A 23976-nucleotide genomic window follows, 5' to 3' on the forward strand; every position below is an offset into this window, starting at 1 on the left:
CCTCCTTTCTTACATTAAGCGGCGTTTATCCTGAACAAATTCATGTTCATGCTGTTTGATTTCTTCACTAAAAAGGTATGTCACCACACCAATGACCAAAAGCATGGTCAAATTGTTAACGAGAAATGTCCAAATCGTAATGGCAGCATTGACATGAATGGCTCCTATCGAAGAAAACAAATTCCCTAAAAACTCCATGACACTCCCTCCTTTTTAAAAAAGTACCCCTTCCCCATTAGGAAGGGTAATGATTGCCCCAATCTTTATCTGATAGTTTTTTCGTAGTTGTGATATAGACATCAAAGTTCTTAACGGGGTTCCCTTGTTTGGATTTTTCCAACTTCCATCGAGAAAATTGTTGAACGATTGTTTCCATGGATTGTTTGGCATTCGTGACAAACCGAAGTTCATGCGCTACTTGTCTTGCCTTATCCATTTTTTCGTTAAACTCTTTTTGAGTGTGGTGGCCAAGTTCTACTTCCACATAGACCTTCTTATTGGAAAGGGTATCGTAAGCCGTGATATCTGGAATCCACGTTTTTCCATTCGACAATTTGATTTCGTTGTCACTTCTTGAATAGGTAATGTCTTTATATCCCATCATTTCCATGAGAGTGGCTGTATCTTTGATCGTGTAACCATGATCCCATGTGGCATTTTCCTTGCGGAGCACGTGTTTTTCACACAAAACTGCGGGCTTTTTAAAGCGTTTTTGGAAGAGTTGAAGGCCGAGGTCCGTCAAATGAAAAGCAAAAAACCAGCGCCAACCAGTGTTGACTTTATCCTCTGCAACAATCAGATTGGTCTTTAATCCATTGAGAGCAGTCGTAAATTGGGATTGGCTGAAATCTCCAAATCGGTCTTTCACAAAATTGGCGATCTCTTTAGATTCACTTAATCCCTCTTTTCCAATTCCCTCAAGAATGCTCCATGAGAGGTCATTCATTTGTTTTTCAATATCATCCATTAATACAAGATGGGTCTTTGGTGTGCGGTAAGTGTGGTCTTCATGAGTGGAAGCAACAGGAGCAGGGCTAGGTGGGGCAAGGGTTGTGGACTGTTTTACTACCTTGACAATATCATCTGCTACAGGCAATTTCAAATCTTTTTCAGGAGCAGGCGATAGAATTTCACTTGGTTCCATATTCTTGATTTCTTCGTGCAAAGGAGAGTCAAAAGAAGGATATTCCTGATTTTCTCTTGCGGCATCCCGTTGTTCGGTTAACACTCTCTCAAGCTGCGCTTCCAGGTCACGGTATTCGCCTTCTTTCCGTTTTAACGATTTTTGCAGTTCAATGATGAGGTTGATGGCTTCCTGCCTTTGTTTTTTCCAGTTGTCGATGATGAAATTGGCCAGTTCAAAACTGGAGAGGGAAAGGATTCGGTTTTTACCTCCTAACTGTTCCTTTGCAAAGTCATTATCACAAATGGTTTGCGCAACTCGTTGCAGCTCACTCATATGTTTTCTCGCATCCGCCCTGTACCCTTCCGCAAGTTGTCTTGTTTGATTCATTTGCTCTTCCAATTTCATGATGTTCAATTCAAGTGTTTTGGCGTGATTCTCCAAAAAAATGGTTTCGCTTTTTGCTGGGGTAAGGTCTTCTTTTCTTCCAAAAAAGGCCATGAATGTCCTCCTTTCTATTGTTGGTTACGAATTAAACGCTTTTGAATATCGTTCATTTGATTTTTGACATTTTGAATCCCGTCATGAACGTTGTCCAGTTGTTCTTGTATTTCCGGCATTCGGTCTTGGTTTGGGTCTTGGTGATAGGCAATGACAGATTGAAGCAGCGCGGTTTCTTCATCAGACAATTCAATGAGATACTGCTGGTAGGCAGTGTAAACTTCAGGGGCTTTTGTTGTTTTTATTTCTTTTTGCATGGAAGAAATTGCATCTTTCAATTTGGTCAATTTGTAAATGAGGTCGATGGAGTTGGAGGTATTATTCTCTAATGATTCAACGGCGTCGGGCGTGTTAATGACAACATTGTAAAAAGGAGTCAAACGGTCGATATAGGCACGTTCCTGCCTTACATCTGCATTGACTACATAGGCTTTTCCATCTTTGTAATCGGTTGTAAAAATACCAAGTACGAGAAATCCCGCATACAAAATAAGCCCTATGAGGAAAAAGAGGGTGGGATATGAGATTCCTCCTTCTTTCGCTTCCCCGTTGAAGACTCCTTCTTCATAGCCTTCTTTTTGGCTGGGACTGTGTTCGTACTCATCCCAATTTTCGTAGTTTTCGGTATCGACTTCCCAATCCCATTCCTCTTTTTTTCTAAACAAGGACATAGTTTCTCTCCTTTCTCACTGTAAATGGTGACAGTCGCTTTTTCTTTAAAACAATAGGCAATAACCATGCCAATTGCATCCGTTAAATGGTCCTTCTTCTTTTGAATGAGCACTTCAGCGGGGCTCGGAAGCGGGATTCCTGCCTCTTCAATAGCTTTTGCGAGTTCCAATTTGCTTGCTGTCCTCTTCCCCACCATAGCCAGTTTCGAATCTTCAGGCCGGAGCAAGTGAATCGGAACATGCTTTTCGACAGCCGCAACTTTAATGACCCCCAAACCTTCCCTTACAGTTATACCTGATGGGTATTTTGGATTTGAAAAACTATTTTCGGTGACAAGTACTTCCATATCCGTTACCAATTCTTGAATGCGGTAAAAAAGAATATGGAGCCGAAACTCAAGATCAAGTGAATGCTTGATTCGGATGATGCCAGACTCCCCTAAAACAAGCAGGCTATCTTCTTTCATCCAATTAAAATAGCAATACCCAATATCCCGAGTACCGGGGTCTATCGCAATTCCTTTGACCATGATGATATCCCCTTTTATTTTATCATGATATTCTATCGAAATTCCATTATTCAAAAATATAAAATAAAAGGAACCCCCCGAAAATAGGAGGGGAATTCCTTAATTGACCTCTTTTTCTTCCTGTTCAGGAAAGTAACAATTGTTTAGATATTCGACATTATCCGCCACGACTTCCGTCGCTACTGATTCTTTTTCCCATTCATGTTGACAGTTGGGGCAATGGAGGGGTTGCTTGAACTCTCTTGTCTGAATTCTGCCGCGTACAAGGCATTGGCTCGATTTTCTTAAATGAACGGCATCCGACTCGGCTTGCTTTCCAAAACTGCATACCCACGGGTAATCGGTGCCTTTTCCTTTATCCCGGTTGATGGCCAATTGATATTTGGCATAGCTGACCCCGCTTTTAGGCAGAATCCGAAAATCTACATCACTACATAGGGAACCTAACAAGAATACTGAATTACATTTTGCCATTTTTTACCTCTCCTTTTTTTCGTATGTTTTTGTGGTTCATTTTACTTCTCAAACACAACATCCGTTCTGTACACTTTCCAGTCTTTATCCACCTTTTGCAGCGACAACAGGATTTGCCTGTCATCAGTGATACGTCCGTATTTCTCAACTTCCATATCCCGTACTACATGCACAAGGGCGGTGGCAGTCGTGTCATCGATCATAGTCGTTTTCAAAACTTTGACCAATCGCACGTCAGAGGTAAACTCCGTTTGAGATAACTGATCACTTAACAGAAGAAATACACTCAACTGTTCTCCTGTAGAGTCTTTTGCAACCCTGGACCAGTTTCCTTTCATGAGATTTTCTGTGTACTCTTTAGCAAATGGTTTTAAATTGGGGTCTTCTTTAGTGTCGCAGGCTGAAAGCACGAGGGAAATAGCTAGGGTGAAAACGACGATGACGCTTAATTTCGTACGATGGCGAAAAAATGCTTTTTGCATGGAATCTCTCCTTTGTAGAGGAATGAAAAGACGGGGGCATGCCCCATAAAAAGAGAAAAGAGGGAATGGTGAATAAAATTTAGAAAAGTTTAAGAAACAATGAAAAGAAAAAAAGATAGGAAATACAAGAAAAGAAAGAAGGATTAAAAAAGGTGGGATACAAAGAAAAAGAAAACGGGCGGAACAGGGAAATCCGCCCCATAATACATTACTCTCCGTTTGAAACCAATTTTTCCACTCTTGGTTTTCTGCCTTTGGATTCGGACGCCTTGATTGCCACTTCTGTCCGGCGCTTAATGGAGCGTTCAAAGTCTTCTTCACTCATTTTTAGGACACTTCCAATGCGGAAATGATCATATTGTCCTAGATTGCAGTTGCGGATAAAACTTCTGGCATTCATCTCCAATCTTTCGGCGAAATGTTCAACCGAATATAATATAGGAATGTCTGTCAACGGCTTTAAGTCGACAGGCACATAATTTTTTAAATTTGGTTTTGCCTTATCAAGTTCCTTTGGTTGCAAAATAGGATTCCCATATTCATCTAATTTTGCTCCAGGGACTCTTTGGCGGTTTAAATAATCAATCACCGACTGTTTTAAGCAGACTAACTTATTCGATTCCTTTTGAATGATGATTTCTGCGGGAATGGTTTCCCCTGTTTCATTATCTACTCTTGGTTCTGACAACATATATAGAAAACGAACGGAAATGTCTAGTTTCGCTGCTACCACATCGGCGAGTATGTGATCTCTTGTGATCAGGCCGTCTTGCTGGCGGAGTTTTTCCCATTTTCTTTTCTCTTCCTGCATTTTTTTTGCTTTTGGAATAGCAAGACGAATGGTTTCTTTTGCCCCATAAAACGCACGTTCTACTTCTTTTCCTTGGGGATTGATTACTTTTTTAACCACTCTATCATAAGGTTCGTTCGGAATGGTTTGTTCTAAATGATTCAATAATTTCTCTAATACTTTGATATCCACTTCACTAAACGAAATAGGTCTTAATGTTTTAATTTGTTCAGGTGTAAAGGCTAAAATTTGTTCTTCTGTAAAATGTGCTATGTCCTTCGCTCGTATGGGTACAAAATTGTCTGGATGCACCTTTGAAATCTCTTTAGGGGATAATTTTAATATTTTTTTTACTGAAATGGTTGGGGTATTCCGTTTAATAGCTGGCATAACTTCTCCCTTCCTTTTTCGTTTATTTTAACCAAGCGCAATATGTTCATTTTTTTCTGGTTTTTATATTTTTATTCATATATTCATATTATAGATGGTTATACAAAAAAATTCAATGATTTAGGATAAAAATTCCCGTTTTCAATAAAGAATATATGTAACCCTTCAAAAAACACAGAAAAAACCCCAATCAATTGGGGTTTTTCGTGCTATATGAGTCCTTCAAACTGTCCAGGCATGTTATCCCCTGACAACTCTTCAAGAATGATATGAGGGAGTGATGAGGCGAGTTTTTTTCGTTTGTTTTTATCTGTTTCAAAAAACGTCAGTTCTTCCTGTGTGAGAAACCCACGATCCAAAAGAAACTCGAAAAACGATTCTTTCCCCATTTCCTCAACTGTGGCAAAAACAGCGTTACTTTCAACAGGAAATGCATCCAGTTCGTAGCAAAGTAGTTTTATTTGTTTTTCCTTTGCTTTTGCATTATAGACTTCCCGAATGCAAAACTTATTCCTGCTTGTTTTAATTAGGTAAAGCCCTGTGCCGATATGAGGCGAACTCACGATTTGCAAGATTGTGTTTCGTTTTTGAGTTAGTGGATTCAGCAAATGTTTAGCGAAGAAAATATCCCCGTCGTCTTCCCACGTGCTCCATCCAAGTTGAATCAGTTTGTTAATCAGGCGATCCCGTTGTCTTGGTATTCGTGCATTTTGAAACGAGACAAGATTGTTTGTAGTTTTTCGTCTTCCCTCATTCAATTGAATAGAATGTGCCAATATTATTGTTTCTCCCATGTAAAAACACTCCTACATTGTCGAATTTTTGATAACTATCACTATATTCTTATAATATAACGTTATTCAAAATTAATCAAGAAAAATATTAGTAACACTTATATTTTTAAATAATAACAAAAGAAGAGAGACGCTCTCTCTTCTTTTACGGCTTAACAAAATGAGAGGATTGCAAAATATTGATCGCTTCTACCAGTTGTTTCACTTCTGCATCCGCAGGTTCTCCTTTTTTTACTCTTTCTCGCAAAAACAATAGGGCGGATTTGTAATTTACAAGCGCCTGGAAGGTTTGCTTGGTCTCTCTATTCAAACTGTCCGGTTGGCGGTACTGTTCCAGTTTATTGATTGCTTTTTGTGTTCGTTCCATTTCTGTTGTTAGCATTGATTCAAGTTGGGCCTCGCTGAAGGTGTTCGTTTCTCCGTTCATGAGAATGCTCATGATGGGGTTAGCATTTCGCAAAATATCTGCCACTACTTCATCTTGTGTACGGCTGGTATCAATGACGTTTTGGCTGTTGATCTGCTCTCCGTACCGGAGCTGTTCTGAACAACCGCCTAGCAAGGAAATCGACATGGCTAAAAGAACGCCGCCAGCTATCCATTTTTTCATTCAATCCCTCCTTTCTTTCCTGCGATAGATGTGATGGTCATAGCGAATTTTCATGACCGTATGGATGGAACAATGGAATTCATCCGCAATTTCTTGGTCTGATTTCGTTTTAACCAATTCCTGAACCACTTCCGGGGTGAGAATGTTTTTAATAGTTCTTTTTTTTAGACCAAACTGCTTCATACGAGATTTCAGTGTATTGACTGAAACAGAAAAAAATTGGGCGGTCTCTTGAAGGGTTGATCGTTCCAACTGGCGGGACAGTTCTTCTTTTGTGATAGTTTTCTTTTTCGGAAATAATTCCGGATGGTCCCGCTCATATTCCTTCAATAGCTGATACCCTCTCGATCGGGAGCAGATTCCTTTGACAACGGCTTCAACGGATAAGCCATTTTTTAATGATTGACTAAATATTTCAGGTGTTAGGATGGTTTTTACAGACATGTTGTTCTTTCCTTTCTGTGTTCTTTCATTACAATCTTTGAACGATTTCTTCTACCAAAGACGAACGTTCTGTTTTTTCAAACTGCAAGTGTGCAGAAAGCGTGCTGTGTTTCATGCGTTCAGCTGTGTATACTAGACCGTTGGAATAGGGAGTAAGGAAGGGATTGTCGATCTGATTATCGGTGGGGTCTCCAGCCAAGATGATTTTGGAGCCTTCCCCAACGCGGGTTAAGATGGCTTTTGCTTCATGGGGGGTTAAGTTTTGCGCTTCATCCACGATGATGAATTGTTCATAGAGAGTACGTCCTCTAATATAGGTAATCGCTTCGATTTCAATGTACCCGTCTTCCGTCATCCTTTCATACAATTGAGCGGGGGTCTGGTATTCCCCTTTTTTTTGCTCAATTTTCCGGTAATTGTCAATGAAAGGCCCCATCCATGGCAGCAGCTTTTCTTTCTTCTCCCCCGGCAGGTACCCTACGTCTTTTCCAAGAGGGGAAAGGGGGCGGGTCAGAAGCATAGAGCGAAAGTCTCCGTTTTTCGTCTGCTTGCGTCCAGCAAGAAGGGAAAGCAGTGTTTTTCCAGAACCCGCACCGCCAATGAGGGTAACAAGTTTAATGTCAGGATCAAAAAGTAGAGATAGAGCCATTTGTTGTGCGCGATTTCTCGGTTTGATTGGCATTTCCGGACAAGGATGAAGAGGGAGTAGTTTTCCGCGTTTATAGATGGATAGGGCGGTCTGCTTGAAATTTGTATCATTCACGAGCTGAAACAACTGATGAGGGAAAGCATCTTCCGGGGCTTCAAGGAATCCTTTTTGGTAAAATCGACAGATGTCCTTATCACTCACCAGCAACTCTCGAAAGCCTGAATAGATCTTTGTCACACGGTCATTTAAGTAGTCAGCTTTTGGAATGTTGTTCATTTTTGCTCTGATGCGAAGCGGCCGGTCTCTTGTCACCAGAATCGAGCCTTCATGTTCTTTTACCCATTTTAATAGATAGTCATCACAATACATCTTGCGGATCTTCGGATGGTCATATACCAAGACTCTTCCTCCTGACGGAAGTGTAATGGTCATACAGCTAGTCCCGTCCGAATGAATTTCGGGTTCAATTGGTTCCATGAGATCTTCAAGGGATTTCCAAAACTCCTGTGCAGAATAGCCGGCGCTTCCTCCCCTCCCTTTCATGCGATCCATTTCATCCAGGACCGGCGGCAGAATTACGCAATCGTTATCTTCAAAGGAGAACAGGCTTTTAGGATCATGAACTAATACATTTGTATCTGGTACAAAAATCTTTTTCACCACTCTCTTCCTTCCTGCTAGATAGTGTTTTGAATAGAAATGCTTACCTTTAAAGGATTACTATACAGCAATTATATTACGTAATTCATTATAAATTCAATTATTTTTAAAGTCTTCTCTTCTTGCTCTGTTCCCCCTCTGGAGATAATAAAACGCCCTACCCTTCTATTTAAGACGGACAAAACTAGAACACTAATATTTTCCAGTTTACAAAGAAGGCTGGGTACAGGCCTCCCTGTTTTAATGTTTTAAACAAAGAGAATGGAAGCCCTTTCTTTTCTGGATTCCACTATTCCTTCTTATAGAATAATCTATCATCCTCAAAACTTCGGAGCGTTCACAGGCAAACTCCCGACTATTTCCCTATAATCCTTTTTTTTTGCGATTTTTGAAGGTTTTTGAGCCTTTTTTCTTTCTCTTTTCTGTTTTTTCTTACGCATTCTTACCCTTTCTACTTCTTCCCCAATTCATTTTAACCAGCCGCTGCCCGCCCCAAGGAAGATAGGGAAATTCCTATAAAATCTTATTAAAATCGTGATAATTCAGGATTACAAGAGATTTCCCCTCCATTTATCCAGCTAAAGCCCTGATTTTTAAATGAACATAGAAGAATCCACTGAAAGGAAGGCGGGATTTAAAAAACAATTAATTTATTTATTCTTAATAAACATCTTATTTTCTTGTATTATAACGTTATTCATGATAAACTTATATTAGTTTAAAGATTTCATTATTCGAAGGAAGAAGGGGGAATAAGACATGTCTAAAACCTTTAAGGTTTATCGGCTCAATAATGAAGATCGAATATACGAAGTCATAGAAATGGACACGTTGACTGTATTTTCCATTTCAAATATTCATAAATTCAGATCGCTACAACCAGGCGATGTAGTAACAGGAAGAATTCTTCAAGTAAATGAAAACGAATGGGAAATCGAAATAGAAGCGATCATTTCTGAAGGAGAACCCGTTGACGAATCCATATTTGAATAAGACGTACAACGATTTTTAGCAAACAAAACGTCTTATGGAGCTGAAAAGACCAGCTCTTTCTTTTGCAGCTAACGTAGACACAACGTATACTTTTTTTCTTTGTTACCCCAAAAAATGTATACCTTTTGTGTACCATTTAAAAGGAGGAATTGTTTTGCAAAAAGTAAGACTTGCTGCTGTGGATATTGGAAATGATGCCGTCAAAGCCTTTAATGGAACCAACTTGATTTACATTCCAAACGTCATCGCTGAAATAGGTGCATCCCGTGACTATGTAGAGCTGGAGAAAAACATGTTAGACGGCCTGCATGTAGAAATCACTTCTTCTGCTTTAAAGAAAGAAAAAGGATGCTATGCCGTCGGGAATCTTGCTACTGGATACCCGAACAATGATGAACTTACCTCTGACAGCGAAAAATCCAACAACGATCAATCCCTCATTCTCCTCTTGACGACCCTTGCCTATGATGCTGTGTTAAACTTTCCAGAGAAAAACGGCCTCATTGAAGCCCATTACCATCTTTCCACCGGTCTTCCACTTGATGAAGCGAAACAAAAAGGAAAAAGGAAGGAATTCAAAGAAAAACTAAAGAGCGCCACTCATATCGTCCGGTTTTTGGATGTACCGGAAGTAGCAGGGAAAGAAGTTCAGATTACCTTGGAAGAAGTCTTGGTCAATACAGAAGGCCATGCGGCCATGATTGACTTAACCACCAATGATAACGGCTCCATCAAAAATGAGGATCTGATCAAAATTACGTCTCTCATTCACGATATTGGCGGACTTTCAACGGATTCTGCCATCATTAACCCTGACGGTTCCGTAGATAACCTTCATTCAGAAGGAATCAATGAAGGAGTCTCCCCTTACCTCGATGACATCATCAAACGGGTAGAAAGAAAGTTTGGCTACCGCTTCAGAAGCCGTCGACAATTGGTGGAGACCATCATCCATCCCGATGCAGAAGAGCGTGGGGTCATTTGGGTCAAAGGGAGACGAGAATCTATTCAATTCATTGTAGATGAGGTTCTCATGACACTAGCCAAAGAAGAATACAAGTTAATCCGCAAAATGTGGAATCAAGTGCCTCATATCCGTGTCGCCTATTTGATTGGCGGAGGTAGCGTCATTTTAAAACCTTACATTGAAAAACTAAACGGGCAGGAGGAAAAGTTTCCGCTTCGATTTGTTAAACCGGAAGAAAGTGTATGGATGATTTGCAAGGCTTACTTCAAACTTCTCCGCATGTATTTAAACAGAAAGCGTTCAGCCTAATGACTAAACCAATTGCAAAAGGACAAGTTCTTTCGTTTCGTCTGCCGATAGATACCCCAAATGAGGTCATCCAATGGCTGAATGAATGCAAGGAAAAAGGAGTGTTAGGTAAAACCATCGCTCAACTTGTCATTCATTCTTTTCGGACGAAACAGGAAAATATTGAGCCTGTCACCATCCATCTACCCTCTTCCTTAACTGACAACGAGAAATCCTGGCTCGCTTTGCCTGAAACAAAAGAAGTGTTGGGGGCGCTGCTGTTTCGTTTGATACAATCCCCTCACGAATACCTTTCCTTTTCCGCTCACTCTTTACCCTCGGTGAAACAAAAGCAAGAAACAGAGGAAGAGTTCTACGTGGATCATGAGTTTCACAATCGGCTCGCTGCCAGTTTCTTTGACGACGAGGACGAATAAGAGAGGGTTTCCCTCTCTTTGTTTTACTTGTTTTATTCGATGCCTTGGAATTGATTGGTGAGAAGGAGTCTCTCATTATTACTCTTAAAAGGAGGATTTCAACATGTTGTTTGATTTTTTACCCGAAGATCAACAGATTCAAATGAGAACTCACTTGTCCAGCTACTTAAAATGGGTTCACACCCATAACCCCGAATTTCAGAACAATCTTACAACGGAAGAATTAACAACCTGTTGGCTTGAAGACTGCAAACATCCCAAATGGATGATGGAGAAAATTCATGACATGAATCTTCTCTTTATTGTCCATGTCAACGAGTATCTGGAGCGATACAAAGATCAAGCCTATCTGTTTGAAGAAGAAGTGACCCCTGAATTTCTTCCACCCAAAAATCAAGCTGCCGCATCCAACCAAAAAACGAACTACGATGCAGCGACACCTAAACAGATAAAATTCCTTTTGTATCTAACAAAAAAACATAACCGGACGAACATCAATCTCCAGCATATCACCAAAAAGGAAGCATCCAAACTCATTTCCGAATTGCTGGCTCTTCAATAAAAAGGAGGTTTAAGACGATGAAGGTGCAAAAAAGGGAATTATCCGACCTTTTGGATGCCATTCCTTCTATGAAGGATGGAAAAGATGCTATTGTGACGTTTCTTCCACATACTGCGGAAACGGTCATGGTTGAAATATCCCACCCTCTTTTTGAAGTCAAATGGGAAGTACACGCGACAGAACTAGAAAAAAGGAATTCTTACACGTTTTCTTCTTTAAAGAAGGCGCTAAAACAAACAAAGGCAAAGTGGGACATCGTTTTAACAAAAGATAGCCTCTCGCAGGAAAATGGGCTTACCGTTCCGCTTGAGAGTGGAGTCCCCTTCCCTCATTCAAAAGCCACTATCACCCCGATTGAGGTAAACGGGAAAACTTTTGCGGAAGGCCTCAAACCTTTAACCGTCTTCCCTGAAATACGTGCGCTCCAGTCTTGGCGGAATGAAGTGTTCCTCCAGGGAACAGAAGAAGGCTTTCGCTTCTCGCAGACAAATGGTGTGTATTTTTCGAGTTTTGAATGGTTTGGGGACAAGTTTGGTACTTTGTTGTCTCCCATGGTGTTTCCATCCTCCGTCTTTAATCTGCTGGTGAAGATGGCTTCTGCATTTAAAAAAGCACTCCTGCTGTTAGAGGATAACGGATTAGGTCTGTACGAACACGAACATCATCAAGTATTCATCAAAGGAAAAACAGGATTCTATCCTCCAGTTCGTCTGCCTGATAAAACAAGAGAAACGCGATTCCATTTGAACCCTGTGAAGAAAAAGCCGTTTGAGAAGGTGCTGCTTGAAAATTTGAAGAAATATCGGGATTTGCACCATTTGGAGTACCCTGACATCCGACTAAACTTTAAAGCGGAACAAGATGAAGATGTGTTTCGGATTACCGCACTTGCCACATACAAGCAAGAAGAATATACAGAACTTTGTTCGACGACTTCCCCTTTTTTCATGGGGGACTCGGATATTCTGGATATTCCTGCTTACGATTTTGTGAAAGCGCTCAATTCGTTTCAAACAATTACCTCTCTCATCTTTACAGACCGTGGAGTACAAATCGAACAATTCTCTATGGAAGAAAATGTTGCGCAAACCATTGTTTTTCTGCATGGATTCAAAACACAAAAAAAGATTCCCGCTTAAAGGGGATCTTTTTTATGGTCTTGTTTGGCTGAAGAATAGAGTGGAAAACTCTTTTACTGAAGCCGGTTTTCCAACGTAATATCCTTGAATTTCATCGCAATGGATGCTTTGCAAGAAATCATACTGTTCCTTTGTTTCGACTCCCTCCGCTACAACTGATAGATTCAAAGAGTGAGCCATCTGGGTGATGATTTCAGCTAATCGTTGATTAATGGGGCTTGTTTCAATATTTTGGATGAAAGATCGGTCAATTTTTAAGCTGTCTACATGGAAGGATTGCAAGTATTGAATATTGGAATACCCCGTTCCAAAGTCATCCAGGGATACAGTCACCCCCAATTTTCGTATTTCTTCAATGATCGTTTTGGTGGAGTCTTTTAACTCGATCAACATCCCTTCTGTTACCTCTATTTCCAAGCATTCAGAGGAAAGGCCTGTTTCTTCTAAAATATCTTTAATGGTTTGGACAAGATCTGGGGCTAATTGTTTCGGCGAGATATTGACTGCAACCCTCAAGGGGGGATGGCCTTCCTGTTGCCATTTGATGTTCTGCCAGCAGGCTTCTTTCAGCGCCCAATTTCCAATCGGGACAATGAGGCCGGTTTTTTCTGCAAGCGGAATGAATTCAATCGGGGAAAGTAACCCTTTTTTCGGGTGATGCCAGCGGATGAGGGCTTCCATACCAACGATTTGTTTGGTTTTCACATCAATCTTCGGTTGATAAAAGAGGACAAATTCTTTCTTCTTTAGGGCTTGCTTCAATTCTTGTTGAGAGTCTTCTGGATTCTCCCAAAAAAGAATTCCCCACATCAGAATCATGATTTCAATGGATTCCCATATGTAGTTAACTTGGGATCCTCGGAAAAGCTTGATCCCAATGAAGGTCATTTCCAATAGTAAAATAAAGGAAAGCCCCCAACGAACAGGATATTTTATGCGGATTTGATGAAACAAGGTACTTGTTTTCACGGCTTCACCCTTTCTTTTAAAAAATGAGGAGAACAAAAAAGAAGAAAGACGATTCTTTCTTCCCCATAAAAAGAAATCGCTAAAAAGCGACTTCTCACTCGAACTAATTTTGCTCTTTCGGTTTGTCAAGGTATGTGACTTCGTCAGCAACCAAGTCGATGACGCGAACTGTTCTTCCCTCCGAATTTTCATAGGAACTTTGTTGAAGTCTTGCTTCTACACTGACAAGACGACCTTTTTTTAAATGATTTCCGAGAGATTCACCTAATCCACGGAACGCTGTAATATCAAAAAAGTCGGTGTCATATTCGCCTTGTTGATTTTTGTAGTTTCTCCTAACAGCAATTGAGAAATTCGCAACGGCGGTTCCATTCGAGGTAAATTTAAGATCCGCATCCTTTGTCGCTCTTCCGATTAAAATGACTTTGTTTAACATACCAACATCTCTCCTTCTTATTCGCTTTAGTATATTAAAATAGGGGACATTCAAATTATATAACGTTATTCATATAATATCAATATATTCTATAAAATGCATAAAGAAGGAAGAGAGCTACGAAACGAACTCTCTTTTCTCCAATTCATCGCGAAGGTTCCAATCTTCCTCAAAAGAAAGATGTTCCAAGGAAAGACGTTTTCGGAAGGCTTGTTCAGCGAGGAATCGTTCTTCATCATAGACCTCCTCCACCCCAACAGTTGCTAAAGAATGAATGAATTCCAATTGAATCCCACCTTTTCTGTAAGATTTAGGAAGCATGAGAAGTACGCCATTTTTCCTTATCTTTGACTACCGCTTCAAACCAGAGATTCCAATAGTAATCTTTCCAGGTTTGGATGACCTCTTTCATTTCTTTTGGACCATTCGGTATTGTAGAGAGCATATTGGTCCAGATTAACCATTTTTCACGAATTTTATTGCCCAACACAAAATAATATCCTTCTCGATCTTCCTCATATAATGCGCGCATGCTTTTCGGATGCAAGGAAAGATTTTGAAAATCCTGTGATTTTAATGGGCAATAGCGTTTAGGTTTTGGCGAATCATTCGAGATAAGTCCCAACTCTCTTTCCCAGAAAGAAACGGCTTCGGAAAATGACATTCCGTGGATATGCATATACATATCCAGGCTTGAGCCGGACTTTCCACAGCCAAAACATTTAAACGTGTTTGTGCTTGGCCATACATAAAAGGATGGTGTCTTTTCAGAGTGAAAAGGGCAAAGACCTTTGTAAGAACGGCCAGATTTTTGCAGGGAAGTGACACTTGAGGCAAGAGTGAGTATGTTTAGTTTTTCTTTGATGATGTCAATGTTCATCGTCCGACCACCTTCTGTAAGGTTAATGAAATAGCAGGGATGATCGTCACTTGTTCAAGCAACAAGGTAACAACCCTTTTTTCTTCCAATAGAAGACGGCCATGTTGAATGGACAACGAATCCCCAAAACAAACGACACGGCGATCCAACAATTCTACTCGGTAGCGGCCATTGCTTTCTGTAATGTAGGCGCGCCCCAAATGGCTTTTGACAAACATATTCATATCCCCCTTTAAATCCCTGTTGGCTACTTGAAAGATGGTGTGTCTTTCCAACAAGGCATAAAGGAATTAGAAAAAGAAACCCTTTCCGCACTTGCCCTACCTCTCAAGTGCCACTGCGACTCTCAAATCGCGCCTGACCTTTTCTAAACAAAATCACATTCGTCATTCTGTCCTTACTTCGGAGTGAAAGAGTTTCTTGATATAGTCAAAAAAGAGAACAGGTTCCGTTCTCTTTTTTTGATACTTGATATGTTAGGGAATGTAAAATCAGAGGGGATTATGGGTGAATGATTTGTTTTAATCTGGATTGGCCGCTAGAGGGAACTCCTGGAGTACCGCCTTTTTCAACTTCCAAGGTTGGGGCGAGGTATTGTACCTTTCCGGGGACATCAACCGCTTTTTGCATTTTTAAAACCGAGGCGTTCGCACTTGCTGCCCCCATTAACGCGACCCCAGCCACACTTGCACCGACAATAAGCGCCATGATTCTTTTGTTCCATTTCATTCAAATTCCTCCTTATTATGAAAAAGTGTTATGATTTATTACCAATACCATTTTAACATAAATTATTCCGTTATTCAATATTTATCACGTTATTTATTACCTTTTCACAAGAAAAGGGCTGTTATAGCCCCTTCAGTATTCTCTCCCCTTCTTTGTTTAGGTTTGTTAAATTTTGGTGGTTCACCTTCAATTCTTGGGCCACTTCTTTTAAAAGCTGTTCGTCAACACCGTTTATACTCACACCCATCGCTCTGTTTCCTTTCAACATGGTAGCATGAAGGCTTTCCAGTGAGGAAACCAGCTTTTGATGGTACTTTTTGATTTCTTGGTCAGGAGGAAGAGATTTTCCTTTCTCTTGAATTTTTTTTAGTTCATATCCGAAATCTGATACATACTTCGAAACTCTTCCTCTCGCATCCTCATACGAAAGGTCTTCTGAAGCAAACAGTACAATCGCTTCCACAAAATAAATCGTGTCATTGTTTATTTTCTGTATATATGGAGTAAGCCCGTTAAAATACTTCACTCGATTTTTCATGATTTGAACAGATTTTTTAGCTGTTACAACCGCTTGCTTATCACTTGATTTTTTTTCGACAGTATGGTGAGAGGAAGAGGGTTTGTCTTTCGGGGTTTCTTTGTCACAACCAACAAGGGATAAAAGGCAGATGGATGTAATCAATAATCTTTTCTTCCAGGACATATTCACTTGTTTCACACCTCAACTTCTTTCAAAAATGTTTTGATTGCTCAAAACGATAAAGGGGGAGATTCTGATGTTGTTTTGAGAGTGAGTTTAAAAATAAGAACTCGGCCACAAAACGATCTCCTAGCCAATTCTTCGTTCGTATGCGTCGCGTGAGAACGATAAACATCACCAATCAGCTATGACCCATCCAAAGAAGATGGGGTGTTTGATTGAATGATGATTTTCGAGATGGTTGTCGTATGTTTTTAAAAGACGCCTAAAAAAGTCGCGTATAAGAGGCGGTAAAACCGCCTTAATGGGGAATGTGAATATGCCCCCTCTTTTGCTTCAAAGTAACCAACTGTCCACAAAAGAAGAGGGTTGATTCCGTTCCTTCCTCATTCCCTTTCTAATGAGTGACCAACTTTTCAAAAGGGAGTTTCTGGAATGAACAGATGTAGAATTCGATTTCTCCTAATGAGTGACCAACTTTTCAGAGAAAAGAATTCTTTCTGGTTGATAGGCCTACAACCTCCCATCTATTTAGTTGGCAGCCAAATAGACGGGATTTGCTGTTTCTGTCTATATTTTATATAAAGTCTCTCTTATTTGTCAATGAATAACGTAATATTTTACAAATATATTGAGTTTTACATGAATATTGGAATAAAATAAAAGTATCAACCAGACTGTTCATGAAGATAAAGGAAATGGATACGTAAAAAAAGGGGGAATTAGAATGGTAATAAAGGAGATTTCAAAGGAATTGATTCACCAAATTGAACACTTGAGCAAGAAATACGAAAGTCTTGAGAGCTTGAAACAAACCATCTTGTCAGATCTTCCAACTCTTCGCGACAAGGTTAAAGAACGGATGGAGGGTACAATCGTTATGAAAAAAATATGCTGCCATAAGAAAAATTGCAGCACTTGTGGCGGTACTCGTAACGAACATGGACCATACCCTCACCTTCAGTGGCGTGATGAGAAAACTGGCAAAATCAAAACCCGCTACATCTCCCGCAAAAATCTTCCCTATTTTGAAGAGCAATTAGAGTTGTCTAAAAAGGTCTTCAAAAGAGAGAGGGTCTTGGTGAAAATCAACGAGCGGCAACAAAAAATCTTCCTCACTTTGGATACATGTCTCTTTCGCATGAAGGGAAAGGAAGTGAACCGGGATGTTTAAAGGGTTTAAATCTTTGTCGCCATTTTTTGTGCAAACATTTTTGCTAGTGCAAGGGATTCTCTATTTTTCCTTAAGCCTATTGTTGGTTAAACTTCATTCTCCGTGGTTTTGGATTGTGCTTGTAGCAAGCCTGTTCAGCATCATCATAGGAATGGGAAAGAGGTTCTTCATCCGAACATGTTTGTGGTTTTTCGTATTTTTCTTGGCGAAATGGTTCTTGGGAAGCGGACTCATCGCTTTTATCATCGCCAGCGCATGTGCAAAAATGGTGTCCCCTTTTCTACCCAAAAAGAGACGCCACTCTCCTCCATTTTACGGAGGTACTTACAGAGCAGAAAACCAACTACCGATAAGACAATAAAAAAGTAGTCCTTCGGACTACCTTTTTTTTAGTATTTAAACTGATTTTTAATGGCGACAGGTTTATTCGGATTTGAAAAATCAAACCATTTTGCCTCTGAATAGGTAAATTGCTTGGTGTTTGGATCATAGGCGTATACTCTTATGGCAGCTTTACCTTCTGGCATTGCAGGAGTCACAACGTATTCTCCTTCATCCTTCGCTTCAAAAGATACACTCGACTGATTCTTCACAATAGGCGTTTGACTGGAAGAATATGCCGCATCAGGCTCTGTTTGATCTGACCATTTTGCAAAGTATTGAACCGTCGGGTGATTCGAGTTATGAACAGGTGTGAACTGAATCTTATACAAGGTTATTCCGTAAACAGTAAATGGCGTAATTCCTGTAATTTCCGGGGCTTTTAAAGGCGTTGGATTTGAAATTTTCAACCCTGCCAGTTTCGTCCAGTACTCACGGATCTTGGTGCTTTCAACAGAAGGAATCTGCTGATTTTCAATGACACCGGATAGGGAGACATCGAAAGGCTTCATTTGATCTACATACTGGATGTTCTTTCTTGCCACAGGCGATCCGAACAAATGAGCGTAATCATCGGCCATAATTTCAGAAGGGTCCCAGTAGTGAGTCCACGACCTTTTAACATCTGACCAAAGAACGGGATAAGCACTCAACATTCTTGCCTTTGCCCAACCATTCGTTCGATCCTCTGCATATCGTCTTTCCTTCTTCGCAAGCCAATAGGTTGTAAAAAGATGCCCATATTCATGAGAAAGTGTGAACGCCATGTTGACAACTTGATCGTTGACATCCGCATTGTACAAATTAATGACACGATTCCCAATCAATTTAGTGGGGCGCCCTTTTTCTTCCTCAAAACTTAAGGTTATATCCCCTGCTTGAGAAGGTGAATAAGAGGTGAGAACAACCATGCTTAAAGCCGTAATCTCTTCACCAATTGCATTCCCTTGAAAGTCAGCATCTAAAGCCATCAGTTTTGATTTTGTCCAAGTAGGCGTGCAGCTCACAAATGCTACATTTTGCTTATTAATGTAATAAGCCTCTACCTTCCCTTTAAAACATACTACATTGTTCACGTTAAATTTAGATGGATTTTTAAACGTGGATGATGGTCCTGAAACTGGTTTTTTTTCAGATGTTTTATTGGATGGCTTTTTCGTTGGCTGCTTTTTCTCTGGTTCTTTCTTTGTTGGTTTCACCAATACTTTTTTCTGTTTTGGTATCTTGATAGTTACACCAGCCCGCACTTTTTTCTTGGCGTATTTTGGATTGGATTTCTTCAAAGCTGTCAAACTGACTTTAAACTTTTTTGCAATCTTGGAAAGAGTATCTCCATGTTTTACCTTATACATGACGTAGTAATTTACGGTTGAGTAACTGGATGAAGTTTTAGCATACGTTCTTTCCTCAAATCCCGAAAACGATAGAAGGCTAAAAATTAAAGTGAAAACTAAAAACAACTTGGTGCTAATTTTAAACATTACTATATTCCCCCTTCTTTTTCGTAAATTTTACCTTTTTTGTCAATTTGCTACGATTCTACTATAATTTTATAATGTCTAATAGATTGATGTCAAACATGAATAAAGGAATAAACAGCGAATATTTAAAATAAAGTAATAAAAACATAGACTTTGAATAACGGAATCTTTATAATATAAGTATATAATTTGTTCATATATGAATAAAAACTTGATTTCTATCAAAAAAAGAGTTTTAATGGAAATAGAGGTCCTGAACCTTTCGATTGACTCATAGAAAGGCATTCAACTCTCCATTAAGAGCCAACCACTCTTAAAGTTTGGCGGTTTTCTTTTTTTTGATTGAAATCACTCCCTGTTTTATTCGCCAAACTTAATAAACCAAAGAAGGAGGTAATGCCTTATGACCAAAAGAAACCATTTACACAATCGAGAGAAATGGGAACGTGAACTTCAGGATATCTGCTTTCAGATTCGGAATCGCAAGCATGTAATCTTCACGAATCACTTTTTGGATTCTTTAAAAGAGCGAGAATTGGAAGTTGGAGAAGTATATTCCATTTTCAAAAATGGTACGGCCGAAATCATCCAAGGGCACGCAGTAGGAACCTATGCCTTGAATGGAGGTAAGCTGAATACGGATGAAATTCGTGTATTTTACGGAAAAACAAAGACCAACAAAATTATTCATGTTGTGATGGCTGTTGCTCCAGGAAAATTCAAGTTCGTCACCGTTTACTTCCCTTCCCTTCAATACTTTGAAGAGAATCTAAAAACCCTTCGCAAAGAGTATCAGTTTAAAAAACTTAATTTCCTCGATGATTAGTTTAGGAGAGTTTCTCTCCCCCCTTATGTATGATCCTTTTAGTGTAATAGTTTAATAAATAATTATGGGGAAAATTTCTCCTTTTCCTAGTTTTCTAGAGAATAACGGAATTATTTGGCATTATCCTACACAAATATAAGAAAGTATGATATGATGAAAAAAAACGGAATAAAATTAATGATGTGTTTTTATAGATTCAAAAAACATGTTTGAGGGGGGAAAACATGAAAACATGTAAAAAATGTGGATCCTTAAGAAAAGAAGAATGGGGGAATCTTTCTTTTAAAAAGGATGGAATTGAGATTTTTTTGACAGAAACACCCTATCAAGTTTGTTCCACTTGCGGCAGTACGGTTCTTTCGGATGATGTAAAGAATCTCATCCAAAAACTGTTGGAAGAAAAGAAAGCCTACCCTGATTCTCCGCCAGCCTTGTACATTCATGTAAAAGAGGTTTTAGGGCATAGGTAGGAAGTAGACACGCCCCTTTATGGGTGCAAAAATTGCATAGATCATAACAGATGAAACCTGCAACTTGTTAAGAACGTATCCATATAAAAGTAAATAAACGAATTATTTAGGAGGTGTATGCGTATGCTTGGTGGCATAGCCGTAAGTGCCATTTTCTTTATTGTTGGATATCTTATATGGAAAAAACAAAAATTATGGCTTATTGCTGGTTATCAAGACAGTGAATTTAAAGGTGATAAGAAAAAACTTGCAAGAGACGGAGGGATTTTTTGCGTTATAATTGGTTTATTAACGCTTGGATTATCACTATTCATAGAGTTAGTTGGAAATATTTTAGGCGTAATCTATGCAATTACAGTAGTTATACTATCAATCATCTTTGTTATTAAAGTTAACATAAGTAAATGAATTCTATTAGGGCTGTTCTAATCTAGGGGCCTTTTTTATTTTTATATATTGTGAATATATGAATATTTACTGTATAATTGAATAATCAAAGCACTGAATCCATAGGAGGTGAAAATGTTGAAAAAGAAACAAACATTCCTTTCAAGCCTTTTAGTCGGAGTGCTTACTATTTCGTTTGTATTTGCCCCAGCTGCATCCGCAAAGAAATTGGCAGACGAATCCGACATAGTGCTTACAGAAGAGGCAGGGTTGGTTCCTGGAGATTTCTTTTACTTTGCCGACAGACTATTAGAGGATATCCATTTGGCTTTGACCGTCAATCCCATCAAGGAAGCTAAACTTTTAGCCAGCTATTCCGCTGAACGGGTGGCTGAAGCGAATCAATTGATTGACCAAGGAAAAGACGAGCGAGCCGTTGAAACGCTTCATAAAGCCGTCGAGACAGAAGAAAAAGCCCTTCAAAAAATGGATGAGGCCCAAAAAGAAGATGCCGCCACAATCGACAACATCGCCGGTCCCACACTCCCTCCGGAATTAGTTCCAATTAAAGACTCTCTCACTCAAAATCTTCAGACCCTTCCAATTGTTTTAGCAAAAGTATCCAATCCTAATCCATTAACGAATAAGACGATCGACGAGAACATCAAAGAAATGAGAAGGCAGTTAGCAAGTAAGGTTTCGATGACAGTAGCCGGAACGAAAGGATCCTCCTCTTTTGATCTGACGAGCGGGAAGCAGAAAAAGACGCTTACCTTAAAAGAACAGTCGAACCGTAACAGGAATAAGTTGTATAAAGATGCCAATTCTTTGATGGGCTTCCTTAATCAAACTGGAAAAAATCAAAAAAGTACACTGGAAGGCCGTGCAACCGGTCAAGTGAATAATTCAAAAGGCAGCGGTCAAGGGATACTCGATAGCATAAAAAACCATGACGACACCAATGCCAAACAGGACAAGTTCTATCAAGGTATCGAAGAAAGAAAAAATCAAATCAATAAAGAGAAAAGGCTCCGTGAAGAACTTCGAAAAGGTCAGCATGCACAGATTGACCAATTAGGAGGAAATCACCAAGGAAAAATAAAATATGCTGACGACTTTGCAGCCGACACGAAAGAACAGGAGCGACAAAATTCGACAGATTTTGAAGTCAACAAGCAGAGAAATGCTGAAGCCTTTGAAAACAACAAACGGGAACAGGAAAGTCAAAATCGAGCAAACTATGAAAGCGACAAAGGCAGCCAATAAAAACAAGCCACGAATCCCTTTTCCATCCTTTTGGGGTGTAAAGGGGCGTGGTTTTTTTATTTAATCTAGAAAATCACTCATAATGCGCCTGGTCACTTTTTTTACAGAATCCCCGTAGGCTTGTTCGACAAACACTTCAAGGACTCTTGTCGCCACAAATTCGGGAGTGATATCAAAGTTGCTCTGCACATATTCATTCAAATCATCCGCAATCAACTGTAACTTATGATGATCACTTCTTGACAGTTTCACGACCATGGTTCGGTTTTTTCGTTTATCCTCTATCCAATCCATCGCATCTAGCACCATATCTATTGCCTTTTCAAACAGAGCCAATGCCTTCTCCTCCTATTTCAAAATGCTCCAGCCGTTTTGGTTGGAGATTGTTCTCTTCTTCTGGTCTGCCCTCATTTTTAAATTGGGGATTCTGCGAATCAACCCAGGCTCCACATGGGGTGCAATTGTTTGGATGGTATCATCATCCATGAGAGCAAATTTCAGCAAAGCATACACCGCATGGGCAAGATATGGTGTTCCAAGTGCATATTGAAATTCCTCCACATTTGCGATCTGTTTTTGTGTGAATTTCATTTTAAATCGATCCCTTTCCCCTTGTATGAGCAAAAACACTTCAAGCGATTCTTGCCTGTTCGCCGGAAAAAAGGTGGTTCGATTCAATTGGTATGGCCTTCTAAAATAGGATTGAAAAAACTCCATGCAAGAAGAACTGGTAAGCGCCTCTATCACAAGCATGACCCCGGTATCCCCTTCGGGCTTGTCCAGAATTCTTGAAAGCCGGTGTACCCACAGGCGATGATTGGTTGAAATATGCGGACGAACTTCTCTTTTTTTATCGCTTCTCACTTTCCTTTTTCGTATCTTGTTCTCCACTATATGACCCTACCCTTCTATTTAAGACGGACAAAACTAGAACACTATTTTTTTCCATTTTTAGATTCACTTTTCCCTGCTAAAAGAAGCTAGGGACTCTGGGATTACGTCCCTGCTTTATTTATATGAGATAGCATGTTTACTAGAACAAAAAAGTGGGAAGACTATCATAACAATAAGAGAACCTTTTAAAGGAGAGAGAGAAACATGTGGAAAAAAACAAAATCCAAACCTAAAAAGAACTCTAACCTGACGCAAGCCCAGATGGAGCGCCTGGTGCGCGGAGGGGAAGATACGGCAAAAAGACTTGGATTAAAACCAAAAAAAAGAGCATAAGGAGATCTTCAAATGTATGTTTGTTTACGTTGCGAAAAACAATTAGATTTATATACGTTTATAGAATGTGCAAAACATTCAATTAACATGGATGAAAGCCCTTGCCCTTACTGTAAACAAGGTTCAGTTGTAGAACTAGACGATGTAATTGCTCCAACCGTCATGGAATTGCGAAGAAAAGGCTACGAAACCATGTTTAGTTGCGGCGGTCATTGGTACGAGGAAATGCCTATTATCCAGATTGTATTCTTATTTGGCTGTGATGAAGTACCAGACGTGACAGATTTACCGGATGGATTCTTCTCCATCATCATTCATTATCCTTTTAAAGAAGAAGACCCAAAAGATGTGACCGAACAACTAGAAATTCTTTGTGAAATCAAAGCGGGAACCATTCCAGACAAGATGACGGAAATTAACAGTCGGTGTATTTCTTTGCTAAAATGGGCAGAGAGACTGCCTACATTTGAACAGGCTTCCTACTTGAAGGAATTACAGGATGGATTAAACGACAAGCAAGCGTTGTGATAAAAAATACTATTAAAT

At 39.7% G+C, this 23976-nt stretch carries 34 protein-coding genes; 13 read left to right on the forward strand and 21 right to left on the reverse strand.

Translation table 11 applies throughout. The features are described 5' to 3' along the window. Nucleotides 1–9: 9 nt before the first annotated feature. From JK635_RS07875 to JK635_RS07890, 4 genes are read right to left on the reverse strand one after another with little or no spacing between them, the layout of a single operon-like run. A complete protein-coding gene (locus tag JK635_RS07875) occupies nt 10–198 on the reverse strand; it encodes a hypothetical protein (protein WP_202653412.1) in 189 nt (62 codons plus the stop codon). 37 nt (nt 199–235) lie between these two features. Next, nucleotides 236–1624 carry a hypothetical protein gene (locus JK635_RS07880; RefSeq protein ID WP_202653413.1) on the reverse strand — a complete coding sequence of 463 codons (1389 nt, stop codon included), beginning with the start codon at nt 1622–1624 and terminating at the stop codon, nt 236–238. Nucleotides 1625–1638: 14 nt separating this feature from the next. Continuing rightward, nucleotides 1639–2112, reverse strand: a complete 474-nt coding sequence (locus JK635_RS07885; RefSeq protein ID WP_202653414.1) for a hypothetical protein — start codon at nt 2110–2112, stop codon at nt 1639–1641. 8 nt (nt 2113–2120) lie between these two features. Next, nucleotides 2121–2825 (reverse strand): crossover junction endodeoxyribonuclease RuvC, encoded by a 705-nt coding sequence (locus JK635_RS07890; protein ID WP_202653415.1) that lies wholly within the window; start codon nt 2823–2825, stop codon nt 2121–2123. On the opposite strand from JK635_RS07890, the gene JK635_RS25325 reads away from it, so the two are divergent. Beyond that, nucleotides 2787–2912 carry an LCI fold-containing protein gene (locus JK635_RS25325; RefSeq protein WP_368857079.1) on the forward strand — a complete coding sequence of 42 codons (126 nt, stop codon included), beginning with the start codon at nt 2787–2789 and terminating at the stop codon, nt 2910–2912. The genes JK635_RS07890 and JK635_RS25325 overlap by 39 nt on opposite strands. 12 nt (nt 2913–2924) lie before the next feature. On the opposite strand, the gene JK635_RS07900 is transcribed toward JK635_RS25325, so the two are convergent. The 7 genes from JK635_RS07900 to JK635_RS07930 form a co-directional block, all read right to left on the reverse strand. Beyond that, nucleotides 2925–3299, reverse strand: coding sequence for a single-stranded DNA-binding protein (locus JK635_RS07900; RefSeq protein ID WP_202653416.1), 375 nt, complete (start codon nt 3297–3299; stop codon nt 2925–2927). A 41-nt stretch (nt 3300–3340) separates the two neighbouring features. Continuing rightward, complete coding sequence (locus tag JK635_RS07905) at nt 3341–3781, reverse strand: hypothetical protein (RefSeq protein WP_202653417.1); 441 nt, start codon at nt 3779–3781, stop codon at nt 3341–3343. Nucleotides 3782–3989: 208 nt separating this feature from the next. Further along, nucleotides 3990–4961 carry a hypothetical protein gene (locus tag JK635_RS07910; RefSeq protein ID WP_202653418.1) on the reverse strand — a complete coding sequence of 324 codons (972 nt, stop codon included), beginning with the start codon at nt 4959–4961 and terminating at the stop codon, nt 3990–3992. A gap of 209 nt (nt 4962–5170) precedes the next feature. Continuing rightward, nucleotides 5171–5755, reverse strand: coding sequence for a hypothetical protein (locus JK635_RS07915; RefSeq protein WP_202653419.1), 585 nt, complete (start codon nt 5753–5755; stop codon nt 5171–5173). A 145-nt stretch (nt 5756–5900) separates the two neighbouring features. Further along, nucleotides 5901–6365 (reverse strand): hypothetical protein, encoded by a 465-nt coding sequence (locus JK635_RS07920; protein ID WP_202653420.1) that lies wholly within the window; start codon nt 6363–6365, stop codon nt 5901–5903. Next, entirely contained in the window at nt 6366–6809 is a 444-nt protein-coding gene (locus JK635_RS07925) for a helix-turn-helix domain-containing protein (RefSeq protein WP_202653421.1), read from the reverse strand. A 28-nt stretch (nt 6810–6837) separates the two neighbouring features. Beyond that, on the reverse strand, nt 6838–8118 hold the full coding sequence (locus JK635_RS07930) for a PhoH family protein (RefSeq protein ID WP_368857078.1): 1281 nt from the start codon (nt 8116–8118) through the stop codon (nt 6838–6840). Between the two features lie 759 nt (nt 8119–8877). Between JK635_RS07930 and JK635_RS07935 the strand changes: the two genes are divergently transcribed. The 5 genes from JK635_RS07935 (at nt 8878) to JK635_RS07955 (ending at nt 12504) form a co-directional block, all read left to right on the forward strand. Further along, complete coding sequence (locus tag JK635_RS07935; protein ID WP_202653423.1) at nt 8878–9111, forward strand: hypothetical protein; 234 nt, start codon at nt 8878–8880, stop codon at nt 9109–9111. 154 nt (nt 9112–9265) lie between these two features. Beyond that, complete coding sequence (locus JK635_RS07940; RefSeq protein ID WP_235887967.1) at nt 9266–10387, forward strand: ParM/StbA family protein; 1122 nt, start codon at nt 9266–9268, stop codon at nt 10385–10387. After that, on the forward strand, nt 10387–10803 hold the full coding sequence (locus tag JK635_RS07945; protein ID WP_202653425.1) for a hypothetical protein: 417 nt from the start codon (nt 10387–10389) through the stop codon (nt 10801–10803). The genes JK635_RS07940 and JK635_RS07945 overlap by 1 nt, the downstream gene beginning before the upstream one ends. Before the next feature lie 103 nt (nt 10804–10906). Continuing rightward, the gene (locus JK635_RS07950) at nt 10907–11365 is read left to right on the forward strand and encodes a hypothetical protein (protein WP_202653426.1); all 459 of its coding nucleotides are present in this window, start codon (nt 10907–10909) and stop codon (nt 11363–11365) included. A gap of 17 nt (nt 11366–11382) precedes the next feature. Continuing rightward, a complete protein-coding gene (locus tag JK635_RS07955; protein ID WP_202653427.1) occupies nt 11383–12504 on the forward strand; it encodes a hypothetical protein in 1122 nt (373 codons plus the stop codon). Nucleotides 12505–12516: 12 nt separating this feature from the next. On the opposite strand, the gene JK635_RS07960 is transcribed toward JK635_RS07955, so the two are convergent. The 7 genes from JK635_RS07960 to JK635_RS07990 form a co-directional block, all read right to left on the reverse strand. Continuing rightward, nucleotides 12517–13473 (reverse strand): putative bifunctional diguanylate cyclase/phosphodiesterase, encoded by a 957-nt coding sequence (locus tag JK635_RS07960; protein WP_202653428.1) that lies wholly within the window; start codon nt 13471–13473, stop codon nt 12517–12519. Nucleotides 13474–13576: 103 nt separating this feature from the next. Next, nucleotides 13577–13909 carry a single-stranded DNA-binding protein gene (locus JK635_RS07965; RefSeq protein ID WP_202653429.1) on the reverse strand — a complete coding sequence of 111 codons (333 nt, stop codon included), beginning with the start codon at nt 13907–13909 and terminating at the stop codon, nt 13577–13579. 117 nt (nt 13910–14026) lie between these two features. Continuing rightward, nucleotides 14027–14194: a hypothetical protein gene (locus tag JK635_RS07970; RefSeq protein ID WP_202653430.1), complete on the reverse strand. Its 168-nt coding sequence runs from the start codon at nt 14192–14194 to the stop codon at nt 14027–14029. A 25-nt stretch (nt 14195–14219) separates the two neighbouring features. Continuing rightward, nucleotides 14220–14789 carry a CHC2 zinc finger domain-containing protein gene (locus JK635_RS07975; RefSeq protein ID WP_202653431.1) on the reverse strand — a complete coding sequence of 190 codons (570 nt, stop codon included), beginning with the start codon at nt 14787–14789 and terminating at the stop codon, nt 14220–14222. Further along, nucleotides 14786–15007 (reverse strand): hypothetical protein, encoded by a 222-nt coding sequence (locus tag JK635_RS07980; protein ID WP_202653432.1) that lies wholly within the window; start codon nt 15005–15007, stop codon nt 14786–14788. The genes JK635_RS07975 and JK635_RS07980 overlap by 4 nt, the downstream gene beginning before the upstream one ends. A gap of 283 nt (nt 15008–15290) precedes the next feature. Next, the gene (locus tag JK635_RS07985) at nt 15291–15518 is read right to left on the reverse strand and encodes a hypothetical protein (RefSeq protein WP_202653433.1); all 228 of its coding nucleotides are present in this window, start codon (nt 15516–15518) and stop codon (nt 15291–15293) included. A 121-nt stretch (nt 15519–15639) separates the two neighbouring features. Next, on the reverse strand, nt 15640–16227 hold the full coding sequence (locus JK635_RS07990; protein ID WP_202653434.1) for a hypothetical protein: 588 nt from the start codon (nt 16225–16227) through the stop codon (nt 15640–15642). Between the two features lie 718 nt (nt 16228–16945). On the opposite strand from JK635_RS07990, the gene JK635_RS07995 reads away from it, so the two are divergent. Next, complete coding sequence (locus JK635_RS07995; protein ID WP_202653435.1) at nt 16946–17392, forward strand: DUF6788 family protein; 447 nt, start codon at nt 16946–16948, stop codon at nt 17390–17392. A 389-nt stretch (nt 17393–17781) separates the two neighbouring features. Here the strand turns inward: JK635_RS07995 and JK635_RS08000 are convergent, their stop codons facing one another. Continuing rightward, nucleotides 17782–19254 (reverse strand): LysM peptidoglycan-binding domain-containing protein, encoded by a 1473-nt coding sequence (locus JK635_RS08000; RefSeq protein ID WP_202653436.1) that lies wholly within the window; start codon nt 19252–19254, stop codon nt 17782–17784. A gap of 403 nt (nt 19255–19657) precedes the next feature. Between JK635_RS08000 and JK635_RS08005 the strand changes: the two genes are divergently transcribed. The 4 genes from JK635_RS08005 to JK635_RS08020 all read left to right on the forward strand — a co-directional run bounded on the left by JK635_RS08005 (nt 19658) and on the right by JK635_RS08020 (nt 22203). Then, entirely contained in the window at nt 19658–20080 is a 423-nt protein-coding gene (locus JK635_RS08005; RefSeq protein WP_202653437.1) for a DUF4258 domain-containing protein, read from the forward strand. Between the two features lie 224 nt (nt 20081–20304). Then, on the forward strand, nt 20305–20550 hold the full coding sequence (locus tag JK635_RS08010; protein WP_202653438.1) for a YgiT-type zinc finger protein: 246 nt from the start codon (nt 20305–20307) through the stop codon (nt 20548–20550). A gap of 123 nt (nt 20551–20673) precedes the next feature. After that, nucleotides 20674–20958, forward strand: a complete 285-nt coding sequence (locus JK635_RS08015; RefSeq protein ID WP_235887968.1) for a DUF3784 domain-containing protein — start codon at nt 20674–20676, stop codon at nt 20956–20958. Nucleotides 20959–21072: 114 nt separating this feature from the next. Continuing rightward, the gene (locus JK635_RS08020) at nt 21073–22203 is read left to right on the forward strand and encodes a DUF5667 domain-containing protein (RefSeq protein ID WP_202653440.1); all 1131 of its coding nucleotides are present in this window, start codon (nt 21073–21075) and stop codon (nt 22201–22203) included. A 60-nt stretch (nt 22204–22263) separates the two neighbouring features. Here JK635_RS08020 and JK635_RS08025 read toward each other — a convergent pair whose 3' ends face one another. Next, nucleotides 22264–22539, reverse strand: coding sequence for a hypothetical protein (locus JK635_RS08025; protein WP_202653441.1), 276 nt, complete (start codon nt 22537–22539; stop codon nt 22264–22266). A 12-nt stretch (nt 22540–22551) separates the two neighbouring features. Continuing rightward, nucleotides 22552–23094, reverse strand: a complete 543-nt coding sequence (locus JK635_RS08030; RefSeq protein WP_235887969.1) for a hypothetical protein — start codon at nt 23092–23094, stop codon at nt 22552–22554. A 207-nt stretch (nt 23095–23301) separates the two neighbouring features. Here JK635_RS08030 and JK635_RS24695 point away from each other — a divergent pair, with 207 nt between their 5' ends. Then, a complete protein-coding gene (locus JK635_RS24695) occupies nt 23302–23430 on the forward strand; it encodes a hypothetical protein (protein ID WP_306792922.1) in 129 nt (42 codons plus the stop codon). 12 nt (nt 23431–23442) lie between these two features. Beyond that, nucleotides 23443–23958: a hypothetical protein gene (locus JK635_RS08035; RefSeq protein WP_202653443.1), complete on the forward strand. Its 516-nt coding sequence runs from the start codon at nt 23443–23445 to the stop codon at nt 23956–23958. Nucleotides 23959–23976: the final 18 nt, after the last annotated feature.

The sequence above is a fragment of the Neobacillus paridis genome (assembly GCF_016765675.1).
GTDB lineage: Bacteria > Bacillota > Bacilli > Bacillales > Cytobacillaceae > Neobacillus > Neobacillus paridis.

Excerpts from the sequence above, each read along its gene's own strand:
- JK635_RS07875 (WP_202653412.1), bottom strand. The coding sequence starts at position 198 with ATGGAGTTTTTAGGGAATTTGTTTTCTTCGATAGGAGCCATTCATGTC.
- JK635_RS07880 (WP_202653413.1), bottom strand. The coding sequence starts at position 1,624 with ATGGCCTTTTTTGGAAGAAAAGAAGACCTTACCCCAGCAAAAAGCGAA.
- JK635_RS07890 (WP_202653415.1), bottom strand. The coding sequence starts at position 2,825 with ATGGTCAAAGGAATTGCGATAGACCCCGGTACTCGGGATATTGGGTAT.
- JK635_RS07900 (WP_202653416.1), bottom strand. The coding sequence starts at position 3,299 with ATGGCAAAATGTAATTCAGTATTCTTGTTAGGTTCCCTATGTAGTGAT.
- JK635_RS07905 (WP_202653417.1), bottom strand. The coding sequence starts at position 3,781 with ATGCAAAAAGCATTTTTTCGCCATCGTACGAAATTAAGCGTCATCGTC.
- JK635_RS07910 (WP_202653418.1), bottom strand. The coding sequence starts at position 4,961 with ATGCCAGCTATTAAACGGAATACCCCAACCATTTCAGTAAAAAAAATA.
- JK635_RS07915 (WP_202653419.1), bottom strand. The coding sequence starts at position 5,755 with ATGGGAGAAACAATAATATTGGCACATTCTATTCAATTGAATGAGGGA.
- JK635_RS07920 (WP_202653420.1), bottom strand. The coding sequence starts at position 6,365 with ATGAAAAAATGGATAGCTGGCGGCGTTCTTTTAGCCATGTCGATTTCC.
- JK635_RS07925 (WP_202653421.1), bottom strand. The coding sequence starts at position 6,809 with ATGTCTGTAAAAACCATCCTAACACCTGAAATATTTAGTCAATCATTA.
- JK635_RS07935 (WP_202653423.1), top strand. The coding sequence starts at position 8,878 with ATGTCTAAAACCTTTAAGGTTTATCGGCTCAATAATGAAGATCGAATA.
- JK635_RS07945 (WP_202653425.1), top strand. The coding sequence starts at position 10,387 with ATGACTAAACCAATTGCAAAAGGACAAGTTCTTTCGTTTCGTCTGCCG.
- JK635_RS07950 (WP_202653426.1), top strand. The coding sequence starts at position 10,907 with ATGTTGTTTGATTTTTTACCCGAAGATCAACAGATTCAAATGAGAACT.
- JK635_RS07955 (WP_202653427.1), top strand. The coding sequence starts at position 11,383 with ATGAAGGTGCAAAAAAGGGAATTATCCGACCTTTTGGATGCCATTCCT.
- JK635_RS07965 (WP_202653429.1), bottom strand. The coding sequence starts at position 13,909 with ATGTTAAACAAAGTCATTTTAATCGGAAGAGCGACAAAGGATGCGGAT.
- JK635_RS07975 (WP_202653431.1), bottom strand. The coding sequence starts at position 14,789 with ATGAACATTGACATCATCAAAGAAAAACTAAACATACTCACTCTTGCC.
- JK635_RS07980 (WP_202653432.1), bottom strand. The coding sequence starts at position 15,007 with ATGTTTGTCAAAAGCCATTTGGGGCGCGCCTACATTACAGAAAGCAAT.
- JK635_RS07985 (WP_202653433.1), bottom strand. The coding sequence starts at position 15,518 with ATGAAATGGAACAAAAGAATCATGGCGCTTATTGTCGGTGCAAGTGTG.
- JK635_RS07995 (WP_202653435.1), top strand. The coding sequence starts at position 16,946 with ATGGTAATAAAGGAGATTTCAAAGGAATTGATTCACCAAATTGAACAC.
- JK635_RS08000 (WP_202653436.1), bottom strand. The coding sequence starts at position 19,254 with ATGTTTAAAATTAGCACCAAGTTGTTTTTAGTTTTCACTTTAATTTTT.
- JK635_RS08005 (WP_202653437.1), top strand. The coding sequence starts at position 19,658 with ATGACCAAAAGAAACCATTTACACAATCGAGAGAAATGGGAACGTGAA.
- JK635_RS08010 (WP_202653438.1), top strand. The coding sequence starts at position 20,305 with ATGAAAACATGTAAAAAATGTGGATCCTTAAGAAAAGAAGAATGGGGG.
- JK635_RS08015 (WP_235887968.1), top strand. The coding sequence starts at position 20,674 with ATGCTTGGTGGCATAGCCGTAAGTGCCATTTTCTTTATTGTTGGATAT.
- JK635_RS08020 (WP_202653440.1), top strand. The coding sequence starts at position 21,073 with ATGTTGAAAAAGAAACAAACATTCCTTTCAAGCCTTTTAGTCGGAGTG.
- JK635_RS24695 (WP_306792922.1), top strand. The coding sequence starts at position 23,302 with ATGTGGAAAAAAACAAAATCCAAACCTAAAAAGAACTCTAACCTGACG.
- JK635_RS08035 (WP_202653443.1), top strand. The coding sequence starts at position 23,443 with ATGTATGTTTGTTTACGTTGCGAAAAACAATTAGATTTATATACGTTT.